10 protein-coding genes (1 of these 10 only partly in view) are annotated in these 21,496 nt (G+C 71.7%); all 10 read right to left on the reverse strand.

All coding sequences use genetic code 11. From position 1 onward, the window contains the following. Tightly spaced (at most 47 nt apart), the 10 genes in view from D7Y11_RS00030 to fabD form a layout consistent with a single transcriptional unit that may run on beyond the window. Window positions 1-932 carry the 5' portion of an SDR family NAD(P)-dependent oxidoreductase gene (locus D7Y11_RS00030; RefSeq protein WP_126932709.1) on the reverse strand. It extends 10,561 nt beyond the left edge of the window, so the window shows 932 of its 11,493 coding nt (coding positions 1-932); it begins with the start codon at window positions 930-932; its stop codon lies beyond the left edge, outside the window. Next, complete coding sequence (locus tag D7Y11_RS00035; protein ID WP_126932710.1) at window positions 929-12,640, reverse strand: amino acid adenylation domain-containing protein; 11,712 nt, start codon at window positions 12,638-12,640, stop codon at window positions 929-931. The genes D7Y11_RS00030 and D7Y11_RS00035 overlap by 4 nt, the downstream gene beginning before the upstream one ends. Then, on the reverse strand, window positions 12,637-13,497 hold the full coding sequence (locus D7Y11_RS00040; RefSeq protein ID WP_121751475.1) for an SAM-dependent methyltransferase: 861 nt from the start codon (window positions 13,495-13,497) through the stop codon (window positions 12,637-12,639). Before D7Y11_RS00040 ends, D7Y11_RS00035 begins: the two co-directional genes overlap by 4 nt. 39 nt (window positions 13,498-13,536) lie before the next feature. After that, on the reverse strand, window positions 13,537-14,301 hold the full coding sequence (locus tag D7Y11_RS00045; protein WP_121751474.1) for a polyketide synthase: 765 nt from the start codon (window positions 14,299-14,301) through the stop codon (window positions 13,537-13,539). After that, complete coding sequence (locus D7Y11_RS00050; protein ID WP_121751473.1) at window positions 14,298-15,083, reverse strand: enoyl-CoA hydratase-related protein; 786 nt, start codon at window positions 15,081-15,083, stop codon at window positions 14,298-14,300. The genes D7Y11_RS00045 and D7Y11_RS00050 overlap by 4 nt, the downstream gene beginning before the upstream one ends. 2 nt (window positions 15,084-15,085) lie before the next feature. Next, on the reverse strand, window positions 15,086-16,318 hold the full coding sequence (locus tag D7Y11_RS00055; protein ID WP_121751472.1) for a hydroxymethylglutaryl-CoA synthase family protein: 1,233 nt from the start codon (window positions 16,316-16,318) through the stop codon (window positions 15,086-15,088). 2 nt (window positions 16,319-16,320) lie between these two features. Then, entirely contained in the window at window positions 16,321-17,592 is a 1,272-nt protein-coding gene (locus D7Y11_RS00060) for a beta-ketoacyl synthase N-terminal-like domain-containing protein (protein WP_121751471.1), read from the reverse strand. Between the two features lie 45 nt (window positions 17,593-17,637). Then, window positions 17,638-17,889 (reverse strand): phosphopantetheine-binding protein, encoded by a 252-nt coding sequence (locus D7Y11_RS00065; protein ID WP_121751470.1) that lies wholly within the window; start codon window positions 17,887-17,889, stop codon window positions 17,638-17,640. 19 nt (window positions 17,890-17,908) lie between these two features. Further along, window positions 17,909-18,916, reverse strand: coding sequence for a 3-oxoacyl-[acyl-carrier-protein] synthase III C-terminal domain-containing protein (locus D7Y11_RS00070; protein WP_158628986.1), 1,008 nt, complete (start codon window positions 18,914-18,916; stop codon window positions 17,909-17,911). Between the two features lie 47 nt (window positions 18,917-18,963). Next, a complete protein-coding gene (gene fabD / locus D7Y11_RS43715) occupies window positions 18,964-21,405 on the reverse strand; it encodes an ACP S-malonyltransferase (protein WP_306770408.1) in 2,442 nt (813 codons plus the stop codon). Window positions 21,406-21,496: the final 91 nt, after the last annotated feature.

Here is a 21,496-nt window from a genome sequence, read left to right on the forward strand (position 1 = left end):
ACCGCAACGGGGGTGGTCGTCGTCGAGAAGGGATTGCCGAGCGCCGGGACGTTCTTCAGGGTGACTCCCGTCAACTCCACCAGCGGGCGGCCGGAGGCGTCATGCAGCCGCGCGTCGAGCACGAGCACCTCGTCGTTCGACAGGCGCACGCGGCTGGTGGCGACGCAGCGGGGACCGGGCGACTGGTGCACCACCAGCCGCTCCACGAACATGGGGATGCACGGTCTGCCGCGCGCGGCGAGCGGCTCGAACGCCCCCGCCACGATGACGCCATCCAGGAGCGCAGGAGGAACGAAGCAGTCGGAGCCGGCGGAGGACTCCTCCGCGACGGCGAGCTCGCCCAGGACCTCGCCGTCCCGGTGGAAGGTGCGCTGGACCGTGAAGAGCGACGGGCCATAGGCCACGGACACCTGGCGCATCCGCTCGTAGACGCTCGCGCCTTGCGTGGTGCGCGTGGCCTCCCGCTGGAAGCGCGCGACGTCCAGCGCGGTGGGCGCGGGGCCCGCTCCCGCGTCGAACAGGAACGTCCCCGTGGCGCAGCGGACCGGGGGCGCGTCGGGCGTCAGCTGAAACGACACTTCGAACGACGCGTCCCGCACCGACACCGTGATGCGCGCGGCTCCGCCCGGCCCGAGCACCAACGGCTGGTGGAAGAGCAGGTCGCGCAGGCCCACCGGCGGCCGCTCCTGGAAGTGCCGGCGGCCGGCCTCCAGCACCCAGGACGCGTACGTCACGCCCAGCAGCACGCGCTGGCCGAGGACGGTGTGGTCCCTCAGGGCCGGGTCGTCGTGCGTGAGCGTGAAGCCATCCTCCAGGCGTGCGCCCACGACGCGCAGGGCCCTGCGGGTCAGCAGGCCCCCTGTCGCGCGCGCCGGTCCCACCGGTTCCGGGCTGGATGAAGCGGTCGCCACCTTGTCGGACTCCACGGTCATACCCCTCTCCCCGACTTCAGCCCCTCCGCGCGCGGCGCGGCGGCGTGTTCCCAATGGCCGTGGGTCAACGGTGCGTCGTCGCGGTGCGTGCGCTCGGCGGCCGGCGCGGTCACCGCGTCGAACCAGTAGCGCAGGCGCTCGAACGGATAGGTGGGGGCCGCCACGCGCGCGGGCGTCGCGTCCCCGTACAGCGCCATCCAATCCACCGCGTCTCCACGCACCCATCCCCAGGCCAGCGCGCGCGGATCCGTCCCGAGCACCGGCGAAGGCTCGCGGTCCGCGGCGGTCCCTTCATGCGTGCGCGCATCCACCGTCCCCTCGCCGTAACGCGCGAGCGAGGACTCCAGCTCCGCCAGGTCCGAGGCCACGATGGCCAGCCGCTGGCCGTGCACGGACCGCCCCGTCTGGAGCGTGTACGCGAGCCGGGGCAGCGCCAGCGAGGAAGCCCCCCCCGCGCGCAGCTCCGCGACGTGCTCGCGCAGCGCCGCCGCGTACCTGCGAAGCGCGGACGCGTCACGCGCCGACAGCGGGATGACCTGGGGGCCCGGCGCCGCGACCTCACCGCGGGCCGGCGGCACGTACTCGTCGATGACCACGTGGGCGTTCGCGCCCCCCGCGCCGAAGGAATTCACCCCCGCGCGGCGCGGCAGCGCGTGCCCGTCCGCGTCGACCCGCGCCGCCCACGGCGTCGCCTGGGAGACGAGGTGGAACGGCGAGTCCCGCAGGTCCAGGTAGGGGTTCACGTCGTTCAGGTTCGCGAGCGGCGGCAGCGTCTGGTGGCGCAGCGCCAGCAGCACCTTGAGGACGCCCGCGATGCCGGCCGCGGACTCCAGGTGGCCGACATTGGTCTTCACGCACGTCACGGCGCAGGACGCCTGGGAGGTGGCCTCCCCTCCTCGCGCGCGGGCCATCTCCTGGAACGCGCGCTTGAGGCTGTTGAGCTCCACCGCGTCGCCAATCTCCGTCCCGGTGCCGTGCGCCTCGATGAGGGACACGCTGCGCGGGTCAATGTCCGCGCGCTCGTAGACCTGCCGGAGCAGCTGCACCTGCGCGTTGCCATTCGGGGCCGTGAGCGAGTTCGCGCGGCCGCCGTGGTTGACGCCCGTGGCCCGGATGACGCCGAGGATGCGGTCGCCGTCCGCTTCGGCGGCCCGCAGAGGCTTGAGCACCAGCGCGCCGGAGCCCTCGCCGCGCACGAAGCCATCCGCCCCGCGCGAGAACGAGCGGCAGGCGCCCGTGGGGCTGAGCATCCCCGCTTCGCTGAAGGTGATGTCCATGCGGGGGCTGGCGATGACGCTCACCCCGCCGACCAGGGCCAGCGAGCACAGCCCGCGCCGCAGGTCCTCCACGGCCTTGTGGATGGCGACCAGCGAGCTGGAGCACAGCGTGTCCACCGGCTCGCTGGGGCCGTGGAGGTTCAGCAGGTACGAGACGCGGTTGGCCAGGAACGCATGCGCGTTGCCGAACGTCGCGGCGGAGCGCACGCCGTCCGCGGCGGACTCCACCACGTCCGTGTAGTCACGGTTGGTGACGCCCACGTAGAGCCCGGTCCGCGTCCCGGACAGCGACGCGGGGTCGCGCCCCGAGTCCTCGATGGCGCTCCACACCGTCTCCAGGAACAGCCGCTGCTGCGGGTCCATGAGGCGCGCTTCCTCGGCGGGGATGCCGAAGAACGGCGCGTCGAAGCGGTCCACCGCCTCCAGGAAGCCGCCCCACTTCGACACGCTCTTGTTGCGCCCGGGCGCCTTCGCGTCGCCATGGAACGCACGCCAGTCCCAGCGGTCCGCCGGCACCACGCGCACGAGCGACCGGCCCTCCTCCAGGTTCTTCCAGAACGCCTCCAGGCTCGAGGAGCCGGGCATCCTTCCGCTCATGCCGATGATGGCGATGGGCTCATCCGCCCCCACGATCGCGGACGGCGCCGCGACGGCGGGCGTCTGCTCGACGGCGATGGCAGGTGACGGGGGCGCGGCAGTCGGGGCCGGCGGGGAGGCGCGCGCCGCCAGCTTCGCGCCGTAGCGCTCGCGCAGGTGCGAGGCGAGCGCGCCGAGCGACGGGGGCGTCAGCTCGAAGAACACGGCGGGCGTCAGCTCGGAGCCGAAGGTGGTGTTGAGCGCGGTCGCCAGCTCCGTGAAGGAGATGGAGTCGTAGCCGTACTCCGCCAGGTCCTTGCGCGGGTCCAGCGACGCCGGCTCCAGTTGCAGGAGCCCCGCGACGATGCCGCGGACCTCGTCCAGCAGGCCGGGCAGCGCGGCCGTGCTCGCGGGGGCCGCCGCGGGCACGGACACGCGCTGGGACACGGGTTCGGTGCGCTCCGGTGCGGAGGGCTCGGCCGCGGCCTTCAGGAAGCGCGAGGACAGCGCTCCCCCGCGCCCCAGCACCAGCGCCTCGGGGAGCCGCTGGCCGAGGACGGCGTCGAACGCGTCCAGGCCCGTGGCCGTCTCCAGGGGCTCGGTGCCGAAGAAGCTCCGGATGAACTGCTCGGTGGCGGCGTCGACCTTCATGCCGCCGTCGCGCCAGTAGGGCCAGGCGATGGCGTGGCTGGTGCCATGGCGCATCCCGCGCTGGCGCAGGCCGTCGCGGAAGGCGCGGAAGCCGTCCAGGAAGGCGTTGGCGAACGCGTAGTCCGTCTGCCCCACGTTGCCCGTGCGGGCCACGAGCGAGGAGAACACGGCGAAGAACTCCAGCTTCTCCGCCGCGAGCGCGCGGTCCAGCAGCAGCGTGCCGGTCACCTTCGGCGCGAGGACCGCCTCGAACTCACCCGCGGTCTTCTTCACCAGCCGCTGATCCCGGCGCTCCCCCGCTGCGTGGATGACGCCCTGGATGCCGCCGTAGCGGGCCCGCAGGGTGTCCACGAGCATCTCCACGTCGCCGGGCTCGGTGACATCCGCGACGAAGTACTCCACGTCCGCGCCCTGCGCGCGCAGGGCGTCCAGCTCCGTCCGGCGGGCCTCCGTCAGCGCGGAGCGGCCACACAGGGCCACGCGCACGCCGGGGCGATTCAGCAGGTGCCGGGTCAGGTGCAGGCCCAGCGCGCCAGCGCCGCCAGTGATGAGGCAGGCGCCGCCATTCGGGAGCACGGGCCGTGCGGCATCCACTTCGCCGGAAGGCAGCGGCGCGAGGACCTCCACGAAGCGCGCCCCGTCCCGGTGCACCACGAAGGGCTCAGCCATCGCGCCCGCGCTCAGCTCCGCGAAGGCGGCGTCGGCCATGGCGTCGGGGCGCTCGGCCTGCACGACGGTGAGCTTCAGCAGGTCGCTCTCCAGCCGGACCGACCGCGCGAACCCCTTGAGCGCGGCGGACAGCGGATGCGGCCGGGCCTCCGTCGCGGGGAAGACGGACAGGAAGGGAAGCGGGCGCTCCAGCCCGTCCCGCAGCAGCGCCTGGCACAGGTGGAACACGCGCAGGGCGCCGTCCTGGAGCTGCGCCTTGAGCGCGTCGGCGTCGTAGGAGAACGCCGCCGTGGGGCCACCGTGGATGACCGCCGCTGGTGACAGCCCGCGGGCGCGCAGGGCCTCCAGCACCCGTCCCAGCTCCTCCGGGCGGCGGGCATCGAAGTCGAACACCTCACCGCCGTCCCCCGGATGGAAGCGCTCAGAGGGCCGGGCCCACACGAGCGAGGGCCGCGCCCCAGAGCCTCCCAGCAGCTCCCGCAGGCGCTCCACGAAGCCGGCGTCGCGCGACACCACGAGCACCGGTCCGGGGAGCTCGCGCCGCGCGCGCGGCGTCAGGTCCGCGCGCTCCAGCACGGTCCGGTACAGCGTGGCCGCCTCCGGCTTCACGGCCTCGTCCCGCTTCACCGGGCGGACGCTGTAGTCCCGCACGCGCACCAGGACCTCGCCGCTGGGGCTCATCAGCGTGAGGTCGAAGCGCGACTGGAGCGACGGCCGGCCCTGGCCGTCCGCCACGCTCACGTGCACGCAGCAGGCCGCGGGGAGCGCGCGCCCGAAGAGCTCCACCGACCTCATGGAGAAGGGAAGGAACGCGACATTGCCGGAGCCCTCGGGCGTGAAGAGCAGGCCGGCCACCGACTGGAGCATCCCCTCCAGCAGCGACGGGTGCAGCACGAAGGCGTCCTGCGCCTCCGCGCCTTCCGGAAGCTGGAGCTCCACCAGCGCCTCGCGCGCGCCCCGGAGGACCCGCTCCACGGGCTTGAGACTCGCGCCGTAGGCGTAACCGAGCCCCGCGAACGGCTGGTAGAATCGCGCGCGGTCATCCGCCGTCGTGCAGCGCCGCCGGATGGCGTCCACGTCCACGCGCGCGGGGACGGCGCCCTCCACGGGCCCGGTGTCGACCCCGCCCTGCACGTGCACGTCGCCGTCCCCGGTGACGAGCTTGAACTCCACCGCGCCGTCCTTGCGCTCGAAGCGCGCCCACGCGTCCCGGGGTGCGCCGTCCACGGCGAGCGGCTTGAGCCACACCAGGTTGCGCAGCCGCGTGACGGGAGCGCCGCCCGACGCGAGCTCCCCCGCCATGCGGGCCATCTCCAGGGACACCACCGCGGGGAGGATCCGCTTCCCGCCAATCTCGTGATCCTTCAGGTAGCGGGCCTCCGGCTGGAGTCGCTTGCGGAACACCACCGCGTCGAGCGTGGACTCGTTGGCGTCCACGAGCGCGCCCAACGCCGCGGGCGCGCGCGCCTCGCCGCCTGGCGACAGGCTCCGGGGGCCGGTGCCCTCCGTCACCCAGTGGCGCTGCTTCTCGAAGGGATAGGTGGGCAGCGAAACCCGGCGCGGGCGCGTGCCCGCGTGCAGGACGCTCCAGTCCACGTCCTCGCCCGAGGCCCAGCGCAGGGCGCTCCGCGCCGCCTCGCCACCGGTGGACGCCATCGCGGTCTCACGGCCCTCCAGGAAGGCGGACAGCTGCTGCTCCAGCCCGGCCACGTTGGAGGCGACGAAGGCGGCCCGCGACTCCATGGCCGCGCGGCCGGTCTGCAGCGTGTACGCGACGTCCGCCAGACGCGCGTCCAGCCCCGCGTGCCGCCGCAGGTGCGCGAGCAGGTCTTGCGCGCGCTGGCGCAACCGCTCCGGCGTCTTCGCGGACAGGGGGAACACGAACGGACCGGCGGCCTCCCCTGCCCCGGCGCGCTCGGCGCCCTCCATCGGGAACTCCTCCAGCACCACGTGGCCGCTGGCCCCGCCGAAGCCGAACGAGCTGACGCCCGCGCGGCGCGGGTGGCCGTGCGCGGAAGCGGGCCAGTCCCGCGTCGCGGTCGCGACGGACAGCGGCGTCCCCGCCAGGTCGATGAGCGGATTCAGGGCGTGGAAGTGGAGGTTGCCCGGCAGCTTGCGCGTGCGCAGCGCCATCACGGCCTTGATGACCCCGGCGATGCCCGCCGCGGCCTCCAGGTGGCCGATGTTCGTCTTCACGGCCCCCATCACGCAGGCCGCGGGCGGCTGGAGCGGAGGCTGCCCCTTCTCGGCGTTCTCGAACGCGCTCGCCAGGCTCTGCACCTCGATGGAGTCCCCGAGCTTCGTCCCGGTGCCGTGCGTCTCGATGAACGAGACGGTGCGCAGGTCCACCTTCGCCTGGGCGTACGCGTCCGCGAACAGCTGCGTCTGCGCGTCCGGGTTCGGCGCGGTCAACGAGTTGGCGCGCCCACCGTGGTTGACGGCGCTGCCCCGGATGACGGCGTGGATGGTGTCCCCGTCCCGGCGCGCGTCACTCAAGCGCTTGAGCAGCAGCGTCCCGATGCCCTCGCCGCGCACGTAGCCGTTGGCGGCCTGGTCGAACGCCTTGCACCGGCCGTCCGGGCTCAGCATCCCGTTCTGGCTCAGGGCCAGGTAGAGGTTCGGGCTGAGGATGAGGTTCACGCCCCCGGCGATGGCGGCGTCGCACTCCCCCCCGCGCAGCGCGCCCACGGCGCGGTGGATGGCCACCAGCGAGCTGGAGCACGCGGTGTCCACGGCCTCGCTGGGCCCCAGCAGGTCGAAGAAGAACGAGACGCGGTTGGGCACGAGCGAGCCCGCGAACCCGGACAGCGAATACCCCTCCAGGTCCACGCCGTGCTCGCGCTGCACGTCCCAGTAGTCGGAGTTGATGGCGCCCAGGAAGACGCCCGTGCGCGTGCCCGCGAAGGCGGAGGGCGCGTAGCCCGCGTCCTCGAAGGTCTTGTAGACCGTCTCCAGCGACAGCCGCTGGCGGGGGTCCATCACCCGCGCCTCACGGGGCGAGACGTTGAAGAAGGCCGCGTCGAACCGGTCCACGTCGGAGATGAAGCCGCCGAAGAACGCGTCGGACTTGTTCTTCTGCGTCTTGGGGTTGCCGAAGTACGCGCGCGAGTCCCACCGCTCCAGCGGCACCTCGCGCACGGAGTCCCGGCCCGACAGCAGTCCCTCGAAGAAGCCCTCCGGGTCCTCGGAGCCCGGGAAGCGGGACGCCATGCCGATGATGGCGATGGGCTCCGGCACGTCCTCCCGCGCCGGAGCGGCCGTGGACGCCGCCGCCACCGGCAGGGCCACCCCGCGCTCCGCGAGGTGCGCCGCCAGCGCGCGCACGGACGGGTACTTGAAGAGCGCCGGAGGATCCACCTGGACGGACAGCCGCTCCAGCAGCCGCGCGCGCAGCGCGGTCAGCGTCACGGAGTTGAAGCCGGACTGAGCGAACGTCGCCGTCAGCGGCAGCTGCTCCGGCCGGACGCCGAGCACCGACGCCGCGACCTCCCGCAGCGCGCCCTCCAGGTCTCCTGAAACAGGCGCGACCGCCGGGACCCGCACGGGGCCGCCAGCGGTCGGGACGGGGCCCGCGCCGTGGTCGCGCAAGAGCGCGTCCAGCTCCAGCGCCGCGAGCGCCTTGCGGTCCACCTTCGCGTTGAGCGTCATCGGGAACGAGCGCATCCCGAGGAACACCGCGGGGACCATGTACTCGGGCAGCCGCTGCCGCAGGCGGGCCTGGAGGTTCTCCACCTCCAGGGGCGCGGCACCGTCACCCAGACAGAAGGCGTGCAGCGCCTGCTGGCCCACCCGGTCCGCGCGCACCACGACCACGGCCCGGGTCATGCCCGAAACGGCCTGGAGGACCTTTTCAATCTCCTCCAGCTCGATGCGGTAGCCGCGCAGCTTCACCTGGTTGTCGACGCGGCCCGCGTACACGAGCGTGCCGTCCGGCCGGAGGGACACCTGATCCCCGGTCCTGTAGAGGCGGGCGGACGGGTCCTGGGAGAACGGATCGCGGATGAAGCGCTGCGCGGTCAGCTCCGGCTTGTGCAGGTAGCCCTTCGCGACGCCGACCCCGCCGATGCACAGCTCGCCCGTCGTCCCCGGCGGCACGGGCGCCAGGTGCTCGTCGAGCACGTGGAGCGTCGTGTCGCCAATGGGGCCCCCGATGCGGATCTCCTCGCCGGGCACCACCTTCCAGAGGGTGGACCAGATGGTCGTCTCCGTGGGGCCGTAGAGGTTCCACAGGCCGCGCACGCGCTCCAGCAGCGCGTCCGCCAGCTCACGGCCCAGGGACTCGCCGCCGCACAGGGCGGTGAGGCCGCTGGCGCCCCGCCATCCGGCGGACACGAGCATCTGCCACGTCGCGGGCGTCGCCTGCATGAAGGTCGCGGCGCCCCGCTCCAGCGCGTCCTTCAAGCGCAGGCCGTCCTTGCTGACCTCCTCCGTGAGGATCTCCACCCGGGCGCCGCACAGCAGCGGCAGGAAGAGCTCCAGGCCGGCGATGTCGAAGCACAGCGTGGTGACCGCCAGCAGGTGGTCCCTCGACGTCATGCCCAGGTGCTGCCGCATCGCGCACAGGAAGTGGGCCAGGCCCCGCTGGAAGACCTGGATGCCCTTGGGCTCGCCGGTGGAGCCGGACGTGAAGAGCACGTAGGCGATGTCGTCTGGCGTGGCCCGCGCCGCCACCCGGCTCGCCGCGTTCGGGAACATCTCGCGGGCGGCGTTGAAGAAGGCCCCGTCCACCTCCACGGAGCGGCCGGAGAACCAGCGCGGCGCGCCGTGCGCCCCCCGGTTCGTCAGCAGCAGTCCCAGCTCCGCCGTCCGCGCGATGTACCCCAGCCGCTCATCCGGGAACGTGGGATCCAACGGCACGTACGTCCCGCCGGACTTGAGCACGCCCAGCAGGCTGATGAGCATCTCCAGCGAGCGGTCGAAGAAGATGCCCACCGGCGTGCCGCGCGTCACGCCCAGGGCGTGGAGGCTCGCCGCGACCAGCGAGGACTGCTCGTCCAGCTGCCGGTAGCTGATGGAGCGCCCGGCGCACAGCGCCGCGACACGGTCCCCCTGCTCCCGGGCGCGCGCGGCGAACAGCTCCGCGAACGTCTTGTCCCGGGGGTAGTCCTGCACAACGGGGGTCGCTTCCGGACCGCCGGGCCTGCCGCCGCCCGGTCCGGAGCCGCCGCCACCGCCCGGGTTCGGGCCCTTGTCGGTGAACCAGTACCGCCGCTTGTCGAAGCGGTACGTGGGCAGGGAGACGCGCCTCGCGGAGGCCGCCGTGGCCAGGCGGCGCCAGTCCACGCCGCCCCCCGTCACCCACGACTCGGCGAGCCGCTCCGCGTCGCCATCCGCGAGCACCGCGGTGGCGCCCGCCCCAGGCTCCGCGGCCTGCCCCGTGAAGAGCCTCCGGGGAGACGACTCGCCCCGGAGGAACGCGGCCAGCAGCACCGCCAGCTCCGCCGTGTCGTGCGCCACCACGGCCAGCCGGTGCCGCAGCGGTTCGCGGCCCACCTGGAGCGTGAAGGCCACGTCGCGCAGGGAGAGCGCCGCGCCCGGGGACTCCACGAGGAAGGCCCGGAGCGCCTCGGCCTGGGCGCGCAGGGCGGCCGGGGTCCCGGCGGACAGGGGCACCGCGTACGCCCTGCCCTTCGGCCCGGCGTCGGCTTCCGGCCGGGACGCGACCTCCTCCAGCACCACGTGCGCGAGCGCGCCGCCGAACCCGAACGCGCTCACCGCGCCCCGGCGCGGACCCGCTGCGGGACGGGGCCAGTCACGCGTGCGGTCCACGATGTAGAACGGCGACCCGTCCAGGTGGATGTACGGGTTGAGCGCGTTGAAGTGCAGGTTGCCGGGCAGCACGCCGTGGCGCATGCCCAGCACGACCTTGAGCACCCCCGCGATGCCCGCCGCCTCCTCCGCGTGGCCGATGTTGCTCTTGAGCGAGCCGATGCCGCAGCTCCGCGGCGTCCACCGGGCCGGCTGGCCCCGCGACGACACCGCCCGTTCGAACGCGGCGCCCAGCGACGCCACCTCGATGGAGTCCCCGAAGGGCGTGCCCGTGCCGTGCGCCTCCACGTACTGGATGGAGGAGGGCTCCACCTGCTGCCGTCCGTAGACGTCCAGCAGCAGCGCCTCCTGCGCGTTCGGGTTGGGGGACGTCATCGAGTTGGAGCGCCCCCCGTGGCTGACGGCGCTCGCCCGGACGACGGCGTAGACGTTGTCCCCGTCCGCCAGCGCCTTGTGCAGGGGCTTGAGCAGCACCGCGCCAATGCCCTCCGCGCGGGTGTAGCCCGCCGCGTCCTTGTCGAAGGGGCGGCACTTGCCGTCCGCGGCGAGCACCCCGCCCCGGCCGAACGACACGTGCATGGCCGGCGTCAGGATGAGGTGCACCCCGCCGGCGATGGCCATGGTGCACTCGTCGTTGCGCAGCGACTGGAGGGCGCGGTGCAGCGCCACCAGCGAGCTGGCGCACGCGGCGTCCACGGCCTCGCTGGGCCCCTGGAAGTCGAAAAAGAACGAGACGCGGTTGGCCAGGATGGAGTTGGAGCGGCCCGTGGAGTTCTGCTCCTCGATGGCGTTCCCGCTGGCGCGGTAGAGCTCGTCGTACTCCGGCAGGCCCGCGCCAATGAAGACGCCCGTGCGGGAGCCCGCCACGTCCGACGCCCGGTACCCGGCGTCCTCCAGCAGCCGCCAGGTCGTCTCCAGCAGGAGGCGGTGGCTGGGGTCCATGATGACGGCTTCCTTCTCCGACACGCCGAAGAAGGCCGGATCGAACTGGTCGATGCCGTCCAGGAAGCTGCCCCACTTGATGTGCGTCTTGTTGGGGCCGCCGTGGGCCTCACCGAACCACGCGCGCCAGTCCCAGCGCTCGGCGGGGATCTCCGTCACCGGGTCCTTGCCCGACGTCAGCGTCTTCCAGAAGTCGAAGACGTCCTGGCCACCGGGGAAGCGGCCACTCACGCCAATGATGGCCACGTCCCGGGCATCCACCACGGCGGGGGCCGCCGGAGCGGCGGTCGGCTCCAGCCACCCCCAGCCCTTCGCGGAGCCATCCGCCGTGGCGGCCACCGGAGCCTGCGCAGGCGCGGACACCACCGGCGCGGGGGCCGGGGCCTGCGCCGCGCGGCGCGTGACGAGCCGCAGCGCATAGCGCTCCGAGAGCGCGGGATAGCGGGCCTCGTGCAGGTGCGCGATGAAGGCGCGCAGCCTCTTGTACTTGAAGAACAGGATGGGCGTCAGCGACAGGCCCAGCTTCGTCCCGATGCGATCCGCCAGCCGCGTGAGGGAGATGGAGTCGAAGTGGGCTCCGCTCGCGGAGTCCAGGTCCATGGACATGCCCAGGTCGATGGACGCCGGGGGCTTGCCCAGCATGTCCGCGACGATGCCCACGACGTCCGCGGTGAGCAGCCGCAGGACCTCCGCGCGGGTCTCCTCGCTGTTGAAGTCGATGCGCGCGGCGCCCGTGTCCTGGGCCTCGTCCGCCTCCCGCACCTCCAGGCGCGGCGCACCCTCCATGAACAGGGACGTGCCCATGCGGCGGCCCGCCCGGGTCAGCTCCGCGCGCAGGCCGTTGAAGGACCGGGCCAGCGCCCACGCCATGCCCGCCTCCGGGCGCGGCGCGACGAGCGCGAAGAAGTCCAGCGGCAGCTCGGACGTGATGTCATCCAGCGCCAGCACCTGCTCCAGGGTGCGCGGGATGTGTCCCGAGGGCTCAAGGTACTGGATGACGCCGTCCAGCCGGCCGAAGTCGTCCTGGATGCGCTTGCGCACGGAGGCGCGCAGGGACTCGAAGTCCTCCAGCGCGTCCGCGTGCACGGTCATCACGCGGCAGCCGTGCGCGCCGGTGAGCTCCTCCACCAGCGGCCGGGACGCGGCACCGGACGGATCCACCACCAGGTAGACGCCGCCCTTGCGGCACGCCAGCCGCTCCGCCGCGCCCGGCGACACCGCCGCGGGCACAGGCAGGGGCTGACCCCGCACCACGGACTCCAGCGCGGACATCAGGCGCCGGCTGGACTCCTCCAGGTCGGGCAGCCGCCGCTCGACGTGGAGCGGGTGGAGCACCAGGGGCGGCCCCTCCGCGGGCCCCGCGCCGACGATGGCGTTGTGCGGCTGGGCCTCCAGCCCTTCACCGTGGTGCACGTAGACGAGCGGCGTGTGGCCGCGGCCCGCCAGCGCGCCCCGGAGCTTCTCCACGGCGCCCAGCGCGAACCTCCAGTTGCCCGCGATGGAGTCCGTGAGGCTTCTCAGGTTCCGGCGGCCGGCGTAGTCGACGTTCCACGCCTCGTAGTTCCACAGGTGGAGGATGGCGCGGACGCGGCCGTGCGCCGCCTCCACCTCTAAGAGCAGGCGGCCGAAGTGCGCCGCGTCGTCCGGATCCACCTGGAAGAGCCGCTCCCCCAGCCGGCGGAAGACGCGGCCGGGCTTGACGAGCACGAACGCCGCGCCCGACAGCGCTTCCACCTGCTTCGCCCGCTCGGTGAGCCTCGCGTGCAGGTCATCGCGCCGCGCCAGCACCAGGACGACGTCCCCTGTCCCCACCTGCGCGCTCATGAGCGCCCCCCGCCCACCACGTCGAGCCGGCCCGCGGCATTGGCGAAGGTGGCAATCGAATAGTCATCGAACAGCGTGCGGTCCACCTTCATCTCCAGTCCCGCGTCGTTGGCGTAGTCCGCGATGAGGAAGTTGCCGGCGACGTCCAGCCCCACCGTGCGCGCCAGCTCCGTGATGTCGTCGAAGCCGGTGTTCCAGGGCGCGCCCAGCGAGCGGAAGCCGTCCAGCAGCGCCTCCGACTTGCGGTAGCCCGTCGCCTTGGTGATGAGCTTCTTCGACAGGTAGTCGAAGGTGATCTCGAAGCGCTTGAGCCGGTCCCTCAGCGCGATGAGGGTGTTCACCGCGCTCTGGTATTCCAGGTAGAAGACGTTGCCCTCCCAGAGGATGAACGTCTGGGCGTCGAAGTCGAACCCCTGCGCCTCCAGCGCGGAGAGGAAGTCCACGCTGGTGTACTCCGCGGGCACGAACGTCGCGGCCTGCGCGTAGCCGTGCTGCTCCAGCTGCTTGCGCTTGAACTCCAGGACGTGGCCCTGCTCCACCTCGAAGTAGCGCACGCCGTCCGCGGCCAGGCGGATGGGGCGCGTGTCCAGGCCGGAGCCCAGGATGAGGAACTGGCGCACGCCCGCGGCGATCTTGTCCAGGAACGTCTGGTCGAAGTAGCGCGTGCGGTAGCGCACCAGGTAGCGCGTGGACGGCGAAGCGGAGGCGATGGCATTCGACGCCTCCGTGGCCTCCGCGTTCAGGAAGGCATTGGCCACGTGGTCGCTGAACAGGGGACTCGCGGCTTCCGTCTCCTCCGCGCGCCAGTTCGCGATCACGAAAGCGGTCCGGCCCACCATCTCATAGGCAGTGCTCATCAGGATTTCCCAGGGGAGTCGTTGGGGTGGACCGGGCCGTCAGGTCCCGAACAGTCTTTCAATCTTCTCGCGTACGTCTGGCTGCGCGAACGTCTGCCGGTGCATGGCCCGCTCGCCTTCAATCACCCGCTGCAATTCCTGGCGGGTCGTCTGATTCAGGTGTGCCTTCAACAACCGCAGGGAGAGCAGCGGCTTCTCCGCCAGGTCCGCGGCCATGCGCAGGGCGGCCTTCACCACGTCCGCCTTCTTCTCCACCTGGACCTGGGCGCCGCGCGTCTTGAGCTCCAGGCCGTAGTAGTTGCGGGCCGTGAAGAGCATCTCCGCGCCCAGCGTCGCCCCCAGCCGCTTGGGGAGGATGTACGTGGAGCCCATCCCGGGGGTGAAGCCATACTTCATGAAGACGGCGCTGTAGATGCACTCCTCCGCGAGGATGCAGAAGTCCGCGAAGAGCCCCAGCGCCAGGCCCCCGCCAATGGCGTGCCCCTGCATCGCGGCGATGACGGGCAGCTCACAGCGCAGGAACAAGTCGTAGAAGAGGAGCCCGTCCAGCGACACGCCCCGCGTGTCCTGGGATTGCACGCCCTCCACCAGCCCGACGAGCTCCTCCTTCGTGCCGCCGCAGCAGAAGTAGTTGTCGAAGCCGTGCACCACCACCACGCGCAGGTCCGGCGTCCGGGCCACGGCGTCGAAGGCCTGCTTGAGGTCCCTCACGAAGGCCGGGGAGAAGGTGTTCTTGCTCTGGCGGTCCTCCATGGCCACCACGCCCACCGCCCCCTGGCGCGTCAATGTGACGGTGGAGTTCATCGCGAGCCCTCCTGCTCCCAGGGCAGGCTCTGGTGGGTGAGGAAGGCGTGGATGCGCTGGCGCACCGCGGGGTCCAGGGCGAGCCCCGTGGTCGTCTGGACAGCCAGGGCCTCCACCCGCTCGTCGATGGGGAAGACGTCGTTGGCGTAGCGCTTGAGCTTGAGGATGCCCTCGGCCGGAATGCGCTTGAAGCGCAGGAGGAGCCGCTGGAGCGCGCGCTCGGAGTCCTCGCCCAGCTCGTCGACCAGGCCCAGCTCCAGCGCCCGCTCCGCGCCCAGCTGCTGCGCCGTCAGCGCCAGCTTGTAGGCGTGGTGCATGCCCACGCGCCGGGCCAGGAAGGGCAGCACCATGGCGGGGAGGATGCCCCAGAGGATCTCCGGCAGACTGAAGGACGCGGCGTGGCTGGCGAGCACCAGGTCGCTGGCGGCGACGACCCCCACCCCGCCCGCCATCACCTTCCCCTCCACGAGCGACACCACCAGCTTGGGGAAGCTGGCCAGCCGCCGCAGCGTACGGAAGTAGAGGGCGCAGGACGCGTTCATGCCCCGGGCGCCGGGCTCGCCGGACGACATCAGCTCCGTGAAGTCCATGCCGGAAGAGAACGTGTCGCCCTGCGCGCGCAGGACGACCACCTTGGTGGACGCGGAGCGCTCCGCCTCGTCCAGCGCCTCGTTGAGCGCGGTGAGCAGCTCCAGGTTGATGCTGTTGCGCGCGTCGGCGCGGTTGAAGGTCAACCGCATGGACAGCGCGTCGGACTCGCGGAGGATGGCGGGGGGGCGCATCTTCAGCTCCACTCGTATTCGCGGTGGTAGTCCTTGATGCGCCGGAGCACCAGGCGCCGCTGCCCGGCGAAGGCCTGCTCGTGGATGCGCCCGAAGCGGGACAGCCCCACCTCCAGGTCCTTCGCCCCGAAGGGGAAGGCGCGCAGGTCGTCCAGGAGCGCGTCGTACTCCTGCATGGACAGCCGGTAGCGCTGCTCCAACCGGCGGCGAATCTCCATCCGCGCCAGCGCCCGGGTGGACGCGGGGCCCACGAGGCCGCTGAAGAACTCCGACGAGCAGCCGGAGCCATACGAGAAGAGGCCCACGCGGGTCTCCTCCTGAGCGCCCAGGTGGTCGATGAGGCTGGCGAGCGCCATGTACAGGGAGGCTGAGTACAGGTTCCCCACCCGCATGCAGTACTCCAGCGAGGGAGCGACCCGCGCCGTGAAGTCGCGCTCGATGGCGGCGCTGTCCAGGCCGCCGAACTTGCGCACGAGCTTGCGGTGCGCGCCCTTCACCATCCCGCCGAATGGCGTGTGGAACGCGAGCGCGCCGAACGTCTTCACGACGTCCGCGCCCTCCACCCGTTCCGCGTACGCCTCGAAGCAGCGCTCCATGCAGTCCAGGTACGAAAAGAGCGACACGTCCGGGTTGCCGGTCTCCACGTCGTAGGACGGCCGGCAGGTGTCCATGACCTCGTAGCCGTGGAAGCCCGTGGCGCCCACGTCCAGCTCCAGCACGTCCGGGGACGTCCCCACCAGGAACGCCACCGCGCCGCAGCCCTGTGAAGGCTCCGCGTAGCTGAGCTTGTCCGCGGAGCGCGCCACGTCCGTGGCGATGACCAGCACCTTGGGGTCGTACGCCGCGTGGGCGAGCACGTGGTTCGCCGCGATGCCCAGCGCCGCCGTGCCGCCGTAGCAGGCCTGCTTCACCTCGAAGAGCTTGCAGCGGCGGCTCAGGCCCAGGTGGTGGTGGACGTAGGTGCTGATGGACTTGCCGAAGTCGATGCCGGACTCCGTCGCGGTGACGACCATTTCGATGCGGGCCTTCTGCGCCTCCGTCAGGCCGTCCACCAGGGCCTTCGCCGCGTTCACCGCGTGGGTGACGGGGTCCTCCCAGGGCAGGCCCACGGCCTTCTCCCGCATCAGCAGGTTGTCGAACCGGTCCAGGTTCAACCCGCGGGCGTGGAAGATGTCCTTGACGCCAATGACGGCGGCGCCGCCGTACACGTTCATCCGCTCGATGCCGACTTGCATGTTCAGGTCCTCGCCTCGCCCAGCACGACGCAGGCGTTGATTCCACCGAAGCCGAACGCGTTGCTCAGCGCGTGACGCAGGGGCCGCTGCGTCGCGCTCGGGCCCGCGAAGCGGCACTCGCCGTCAATGGGCTCTTCCAGGTTGGCGTTGGGGTGGACGAAGCCGTGCCGCAGCTGGCCCACCGTCGCGATGGCCTCCACCAGGCTGGCGGCGCCCAGACAGTGGCCGGTCAGTCCCTTGGTGGAGTTGATCTCCACCTCCCCCACCCGCGCGCCCCACACGCGCCGGATGGCCTCCACCTCCGTGCGGTCCCCCAGCGGGGACGCGCTGCCGTGGGCGTTGAGGTAGTCGATGGCGCCGGGGTCGACGCCCGCCTGCGCCAGCGCGCGGCGCATGGTCCGGACCTCGCCGTCCACGTTGGGGTCGGAGGACGCGTTGCCATCCAGCTGCACGGCCACGCCCAGCAGCCGGCCCTGGACGGGCGCCCCGCGGGCCCGGGCGAACGCTTCACGCTCCAGGACGACGCAGGCCGCCGCCTCGCCCGGGACGAAGCCGTTGTGCCGCCGGTCGAACGGGCGGCACGTGCGCGACGGCGCGTCCGTGAAGTCCTTGTAGAGCGCGCCCGCGTTCGCCAGCGCCTGCAGCTCCAGGACGGACAGGTCCGCGGGAGGGGCCACGACCACGCAGACGTCGCACAGGTCCAGGGCCAGCAGCTGGTGCGCGCGCGCCAGCGCCACGTTCCCGGACGCGGACGCGCCGCCCACGGTGCCCCCTTCGCCCTTCGCGCCCAGCAGCTCGGAGACGACGCCCAGGTGGAAGGTGTCCAGGAACTGCAGGGCGTAGCGCGGGTTGATGAAGGTGGGGTCGCTCCCGTATTCGCCGTGCGTCTGGAAGACGTACTGCTGGGTCAGGTTGTTGCCGGCGATCAGCACCCCCACCCGCTCCGGATCCACGCCCGAGGGCTCCAGGGCCGCGGCGCTCCACGCCTCCAGCGCGGCCACCACGGACGTCTGGACGGTGAAGGGCGCGCGGCGGCCCAGCTTCAGGGCCCGGGCCTTGCGCTCCTCCGGGAGGGCGCCCACGCGCTCCAGGGCCGAGTCGAAGGAGAAGCCGCGGATCTCCGCGCCAATGCGGCAGCCGTCCGGGAGCGGCCTGGCCGTCCGCTCGCGCAAGGCGATGCCGGAGCGGCCCGCCCGCAGTCCCTGCGTGAGCGCGTCGACCCCCTGGCCGAGCGCGCACACGACTCCCATTCCTGTGATCGCCGTGGCGGTCATTGGTCGCACATCACCGAGGTCTGTCGTTCGCGCGTGGGGGCTTCGTCAGGCCGCGCCGCGCTGGGCCTTGGCGTGGAAGAAGCCCACCAGGTCCCGGATGTTGTCCACGTTGGAGAGCTCCACGAGGGAGAACCTCAGCCCGAGCGACTCCATCGTCATCGTGACGATCTCCAGCCGGTCGATGGAGTTCGCGCCCAGGTCCACCAGCCGTCCCTCGAAGGGAACGGACTCCGGGGAGATGGAGAGGACGGAGGCCGCGTGGCCCCGCACGATGGAGAAGATTGCGTCGTGTCCCATGACAGTCATCGCGCGCGCCTCAGTAGGTGAAGACCATTCCAACGAAGGACACACCGGACCCCGTTCCCGTCAGCACGCCGCGCTCGCCGCGCCGCAGCCCGCCCACCTTGACGGCCTCGTAGAGGGCCATGGGCATGGAGGCGCCAATGCAATTGGCGTAGCGGTCGATGATGCGCACCAGCTTGTCGTCCGGATAGGTCAGGCTGAGGTAGTCCAGCACCACGCGGCTCGGCTGGTGCGGAATGACATACCGGCAGTCCTTGATGGTGATGTCCGGGCACTGCTTCCACAGCCCCTCGTTGAAACGGGGGAGGTACTCGAAGCCAATCTTGAGCAGCTCCGCCCCGTTCATGTGCAGGTAGTTGTCCTCCGGCGTGGTGTTCTTGCCGTTGGGGTGCCGCCGGGAGCCGCCGCCGGGCACCATGCTGAACTCCGCCCCATAGCCATACGTGCGGACCTGGGAGGCGTGGATGCAGCTCTTCTCCCCGGGCTCCGGCAGGGTGACGACCGCCGCCGCGGCCGCGTCCCCGAAGAGGGTGAAGTTCTCCGGCTTGCGGAAGTCCAGCGCCACGGAGGAGATGTCCGAGGAGACGATGAGGATGCGCTTGTAGCGCCGCATGTTGAGGGAGTTCGCCGCGACGTCCAGCGCGACGAAGAAGCTCAGGCATGAGGCGTTGACGGTGATGGACGGGACGCCGGAGCGGCCCAGCCCCAGCTCCCGCTGCACCAGCGGCCCGCCGTCCGGCACCGCCTGCTCGGGGGAGCCCGAGGCGTTGATGATGAGGTCGATGTCCTCCAGCTTGAGGCCGGCGTCGCGCACCGCCTCCTTCGCGGCCTCCGCGCCCATGAACGACGCCGTCTCGTCCTTGACCCAGCGCCGCTCGCGGATGCCCTGCTTCTCCACGCACCAGCCTGGGGGCAGATCGTATTTCTTCTCCAGATCGCTGCTCAGGACGACGTCCGCGGGCACATACCGGCCCAGACCGGCGATCTTGAACGGCAACGGAAAGCCACCACCCTGATTCATTTCCATGCTCCGGCCAGGAGAGACACTGCCTTGACGCCGTTCGGGAGCTACATTCCCAGCGACGCGATTTTTTCTTCAAGAAATGACGCGGTGTCGGAGAGCAGCTTCGCGGTGATCCGCGCCACTCCCCGGTTCTGCCAGGGCTCCAGGTCGGTCCCCTTCACCCAGGCATTGAAGGCGCCCAGGGCGGGACCGCAGTGGATTTGATAGTCGACGCGCCCCTCGGGGTCGCCCGCCAACGCCAGACGCGTGGAGTAGGCGAAGTACCAGCGGAACACGAGCGCCATCTTGTGCTTGGGATTGGAGCGAGCCTTCTCCAGCTCCTCGGGCGCCCGGGTGCGGAAGTACGCCTGGGTCTCCTCGAACACCTGTTCGAGCGAGCGCTTGAAGTACTTCGTCTCCAGCTGGTTGCGCGTCTTCGCGTCCAGGGTGTCCAGCGATTCGTGCTGGCGGTACAGCTCGTAGAGCTTGTTGGCGCGGGCCGGGAAGAAGAGCCCCCGACGGAGGACCTGGACGCGCGCGCCCAGCTCGAACATGTCGCCGGCCGGAGCGGTCGTGGTGTCCTGGACGCCCGCCTCCTGGAGCAGGGCCTTCATCGCGTCGGAGGCGCCGCTTTCGACGGTGCACTGGTTGATGCTGCCGGTGACGATGTAGTCCGCGCCCATCATGAACGCGGCCGCCGCGGCCTGGGGCGTGCCAATGCCTCCCGCGGCGCCCAGGTGGACGCGCGGGCCTTGCGGCAGGGTGCGCGCCAGGCGGTCGCGCAGGGACATCATCGCGGGCAGGAGCGCGAACGCGACGCCCTGGTCGGTGTGGCCGCCAGAGTCCGCCTCCACGGTGAGGGCGTCCGCCATGGGGACGGCGCGCGCCAGCTGGGCCTCCTCCGGGGTGAGCTTCCGGGCCGCCACCAGCTGCTCCAGGAGCCGCTCGGGCGCCGGGCTCAGGAAGGACTGCGCCACCTCCGGCCGGGACACCTTGCCCACCACGCGGTGCAGCCGGGTGACGGTGCCGTCCGCCTCGCGGCGCAGGCCCCTGGCGCGGTAGCGGACCAGGGCGGGCGTCATCTGCATGAACGCGGAGGCCTCGATGAACCGGATGCCGCGCTGGAGGAAGAGGTCCACCAGTGCGTCCTCCGTCTCCGGGCGGTTGAGATCATGGAGCAGGTTCATCCCGAACGGCGTCTGGGTTCCCAGCGCAGCCTGGAGCTCCTGGATGGCCTTCTCCACGCGCTCCAGGGACAGGCCCGCGCTCCCGAAGAAGCCCATGCACCCCGCGCGCCCCATGGCGATGACGAGCGCCGTGGAGGCGATGCCCCGGTACATCGCCCCGGAGACGCACGCGTAGCGCAGGCCGAAGTCCCGGCGGAACTCCGCGGACCCCAGCCGCTCCGGCGCCAGGGGCTGGACGCGCCGCGTGGAGGCCGGGGCGGGCTCTCCAACAGGCTTGGAGACGGGCGCGGAAGGGGGCTCCGGGGCCCTGGGCGGGGCAGGCTGGAAGGTCAGCGGCGCTGCCTCCGCGCGGATCTTCCGCAGCATGCCGGTGAGGACGTTGCCGGGGCCTACCTCCTCGAAGCTGACGCCCTCCAGGGACAGCAGGCGCCGCATGATCTCCGCCCAGCGGACCGGGCGGGAGATCTGCGCCGCCAGCGTCTCGTGCAGGAGGTGCGGCTCGTAGGGCAGCGCGTGGACGTTGGAGAAGACCGGGAAGCGCGGCGGCGCGAAGCGGAAGCCAGACAGGAAGGCGGAGAACTCCTGCTCCGCATCGATCATATAGCGCGAGTGGAAGGCGGCGCTGACCCGCAGCATCACGAAGTGCCGGGCCCCCTTCGCCAGAAGCGGAGCCTCCGCGCGGGCGACCTCGTCCCTGGGCCCGGAGATGACCAGCTGGCTGGGGGTGTTGAAGTTGGCGATGCCGACCCCGGAGAGGTTCTCCGCGGCGAGCGTCCGCTGGATGTCCTCCTCGCCCAGGCCAATGACCGCGGCCATCCCACCGCCCTTGGCCCGGCCCATGAGCTGGCCGCGCTTCTGGACGAGCCGCAGCCCGGTCTGGAAGTCAAACACGCCCGCGGCGAAGAGGGCGCTGTACTCCCCCAGGCTGTGGCCCGCGGCGTACGCGGGTGACAGGCCCGCCTCCTGACCCTTCAGGTAGGCCAGGGCGCTGACGACGTACAGCGCCGGTTGGGTATAGGAGGTCTCCTCCAGACGTCTGTCCGGGTCTTCAAGACAGAGGCTCCGGATGGAGTACCCCAGAATTTCGTCTGCCTGCTGGACCTGTCTGGGAAATTGATCGAAAAGGGCGGCGCCCATGCCTTTCGATTGGGCGCCTTGTCCAGGGAACATGACGACAGGGGTCATCGCAGCCCCCCGCGTGAGCGCCAGGCAGTGGGATTGTCCAATGACATCCCAGGCAATGAGCTCCACAGCGCAGGCACGCGAGCCTCCCCGACGGCAACCCCACTGACGCCCCAAGCGGCAGTGAAGCCAATCCATACTGATCGTCACTTAACCTGTCAATCAGGTCTAAATAGACCAACAAACTATTTGCGAAATGCGCGCAATATCTTGAATTCCTGAAACTTTC

Source organism: Corallococcus sp. AB018, from assembly GCF_003986945.1.
GTDB classification, from domain to species: Bacteria; Myxococcota; Myxococcia; order Myxococcales; family Myxococcaceae; genus Corallococcus; species Corallococcus exiguus.

Excerpts from the sequence above, each read along its gene's own strand:
- D7Y11_RS00035 (WP_126932710.1), bottom strand. The coding sequence starts at position 12,640 with ATGAGCGCGCAGGTGGGGACAGGGGACGTCGTCCTGGTGCTGGCGCGG.
- D7Y11_RS00040 (WP_121751475.1), bottom strand. The coding sequence starts at position 13,497 with ATGAGCACTGCCTATGAGATGGTGGGCCGGACCGCTTTCGTGATCGCG.
- D7Y11_RS00045 (WP_121751474.1), bottom strand. The coding sequence starts at position 14,301 with ATGAACTCCACCGTCACATTGACGCGCCAGGGGGCGGTGGGCGTGGTG.
- D7Y11_RS00050 (WP_121751473.1), bottom strand. The coding sequence starts at position 15,083 with ATGCGCCCCCCCGCCATCCTCCGCGAGTCCGACGCGCTGTCCATGCGG.
- D7Y11_RS00055 (WP_121751472.1), bottom strand. The coding sequence starts at position 16,318 with ATGCAAGTCGGCATCGAGCGGATGAACGTGTACGGCGGCGCCGCCGTC.
- D7Y11_RS00060 (WP_121751471.1), bottom strand. The coding sequence starts at position 17,592 with ATGACCGCCACGGCGATCACAGGAATGGGAGTCGTGTGCGCGCTCGGC.
- D7Y11_RS00065 (WP_121751470.1), bottom strand. The coding sequence starts at position 17,889 with ATGGGACACGACGCAATCTTCTCCATCGTGCGGGGCCACGCGGCCTCC.
- D7Y11_RS00070 (WP_158628986.1), bottom strand. The coding sequence starts at position 18,916 with ATGAATCAGGGTGGTGGCTTTCCGTTGCCGTTCAAGATCGCCGGTCTG.
- fabD (WP_306770408.1), bottom strand. The coding sequence starts at position 21,405 with ATGGATTGGCTTCACTGCCGCTTGGGGCGTCAGTGGGGTTGCCGTCGG.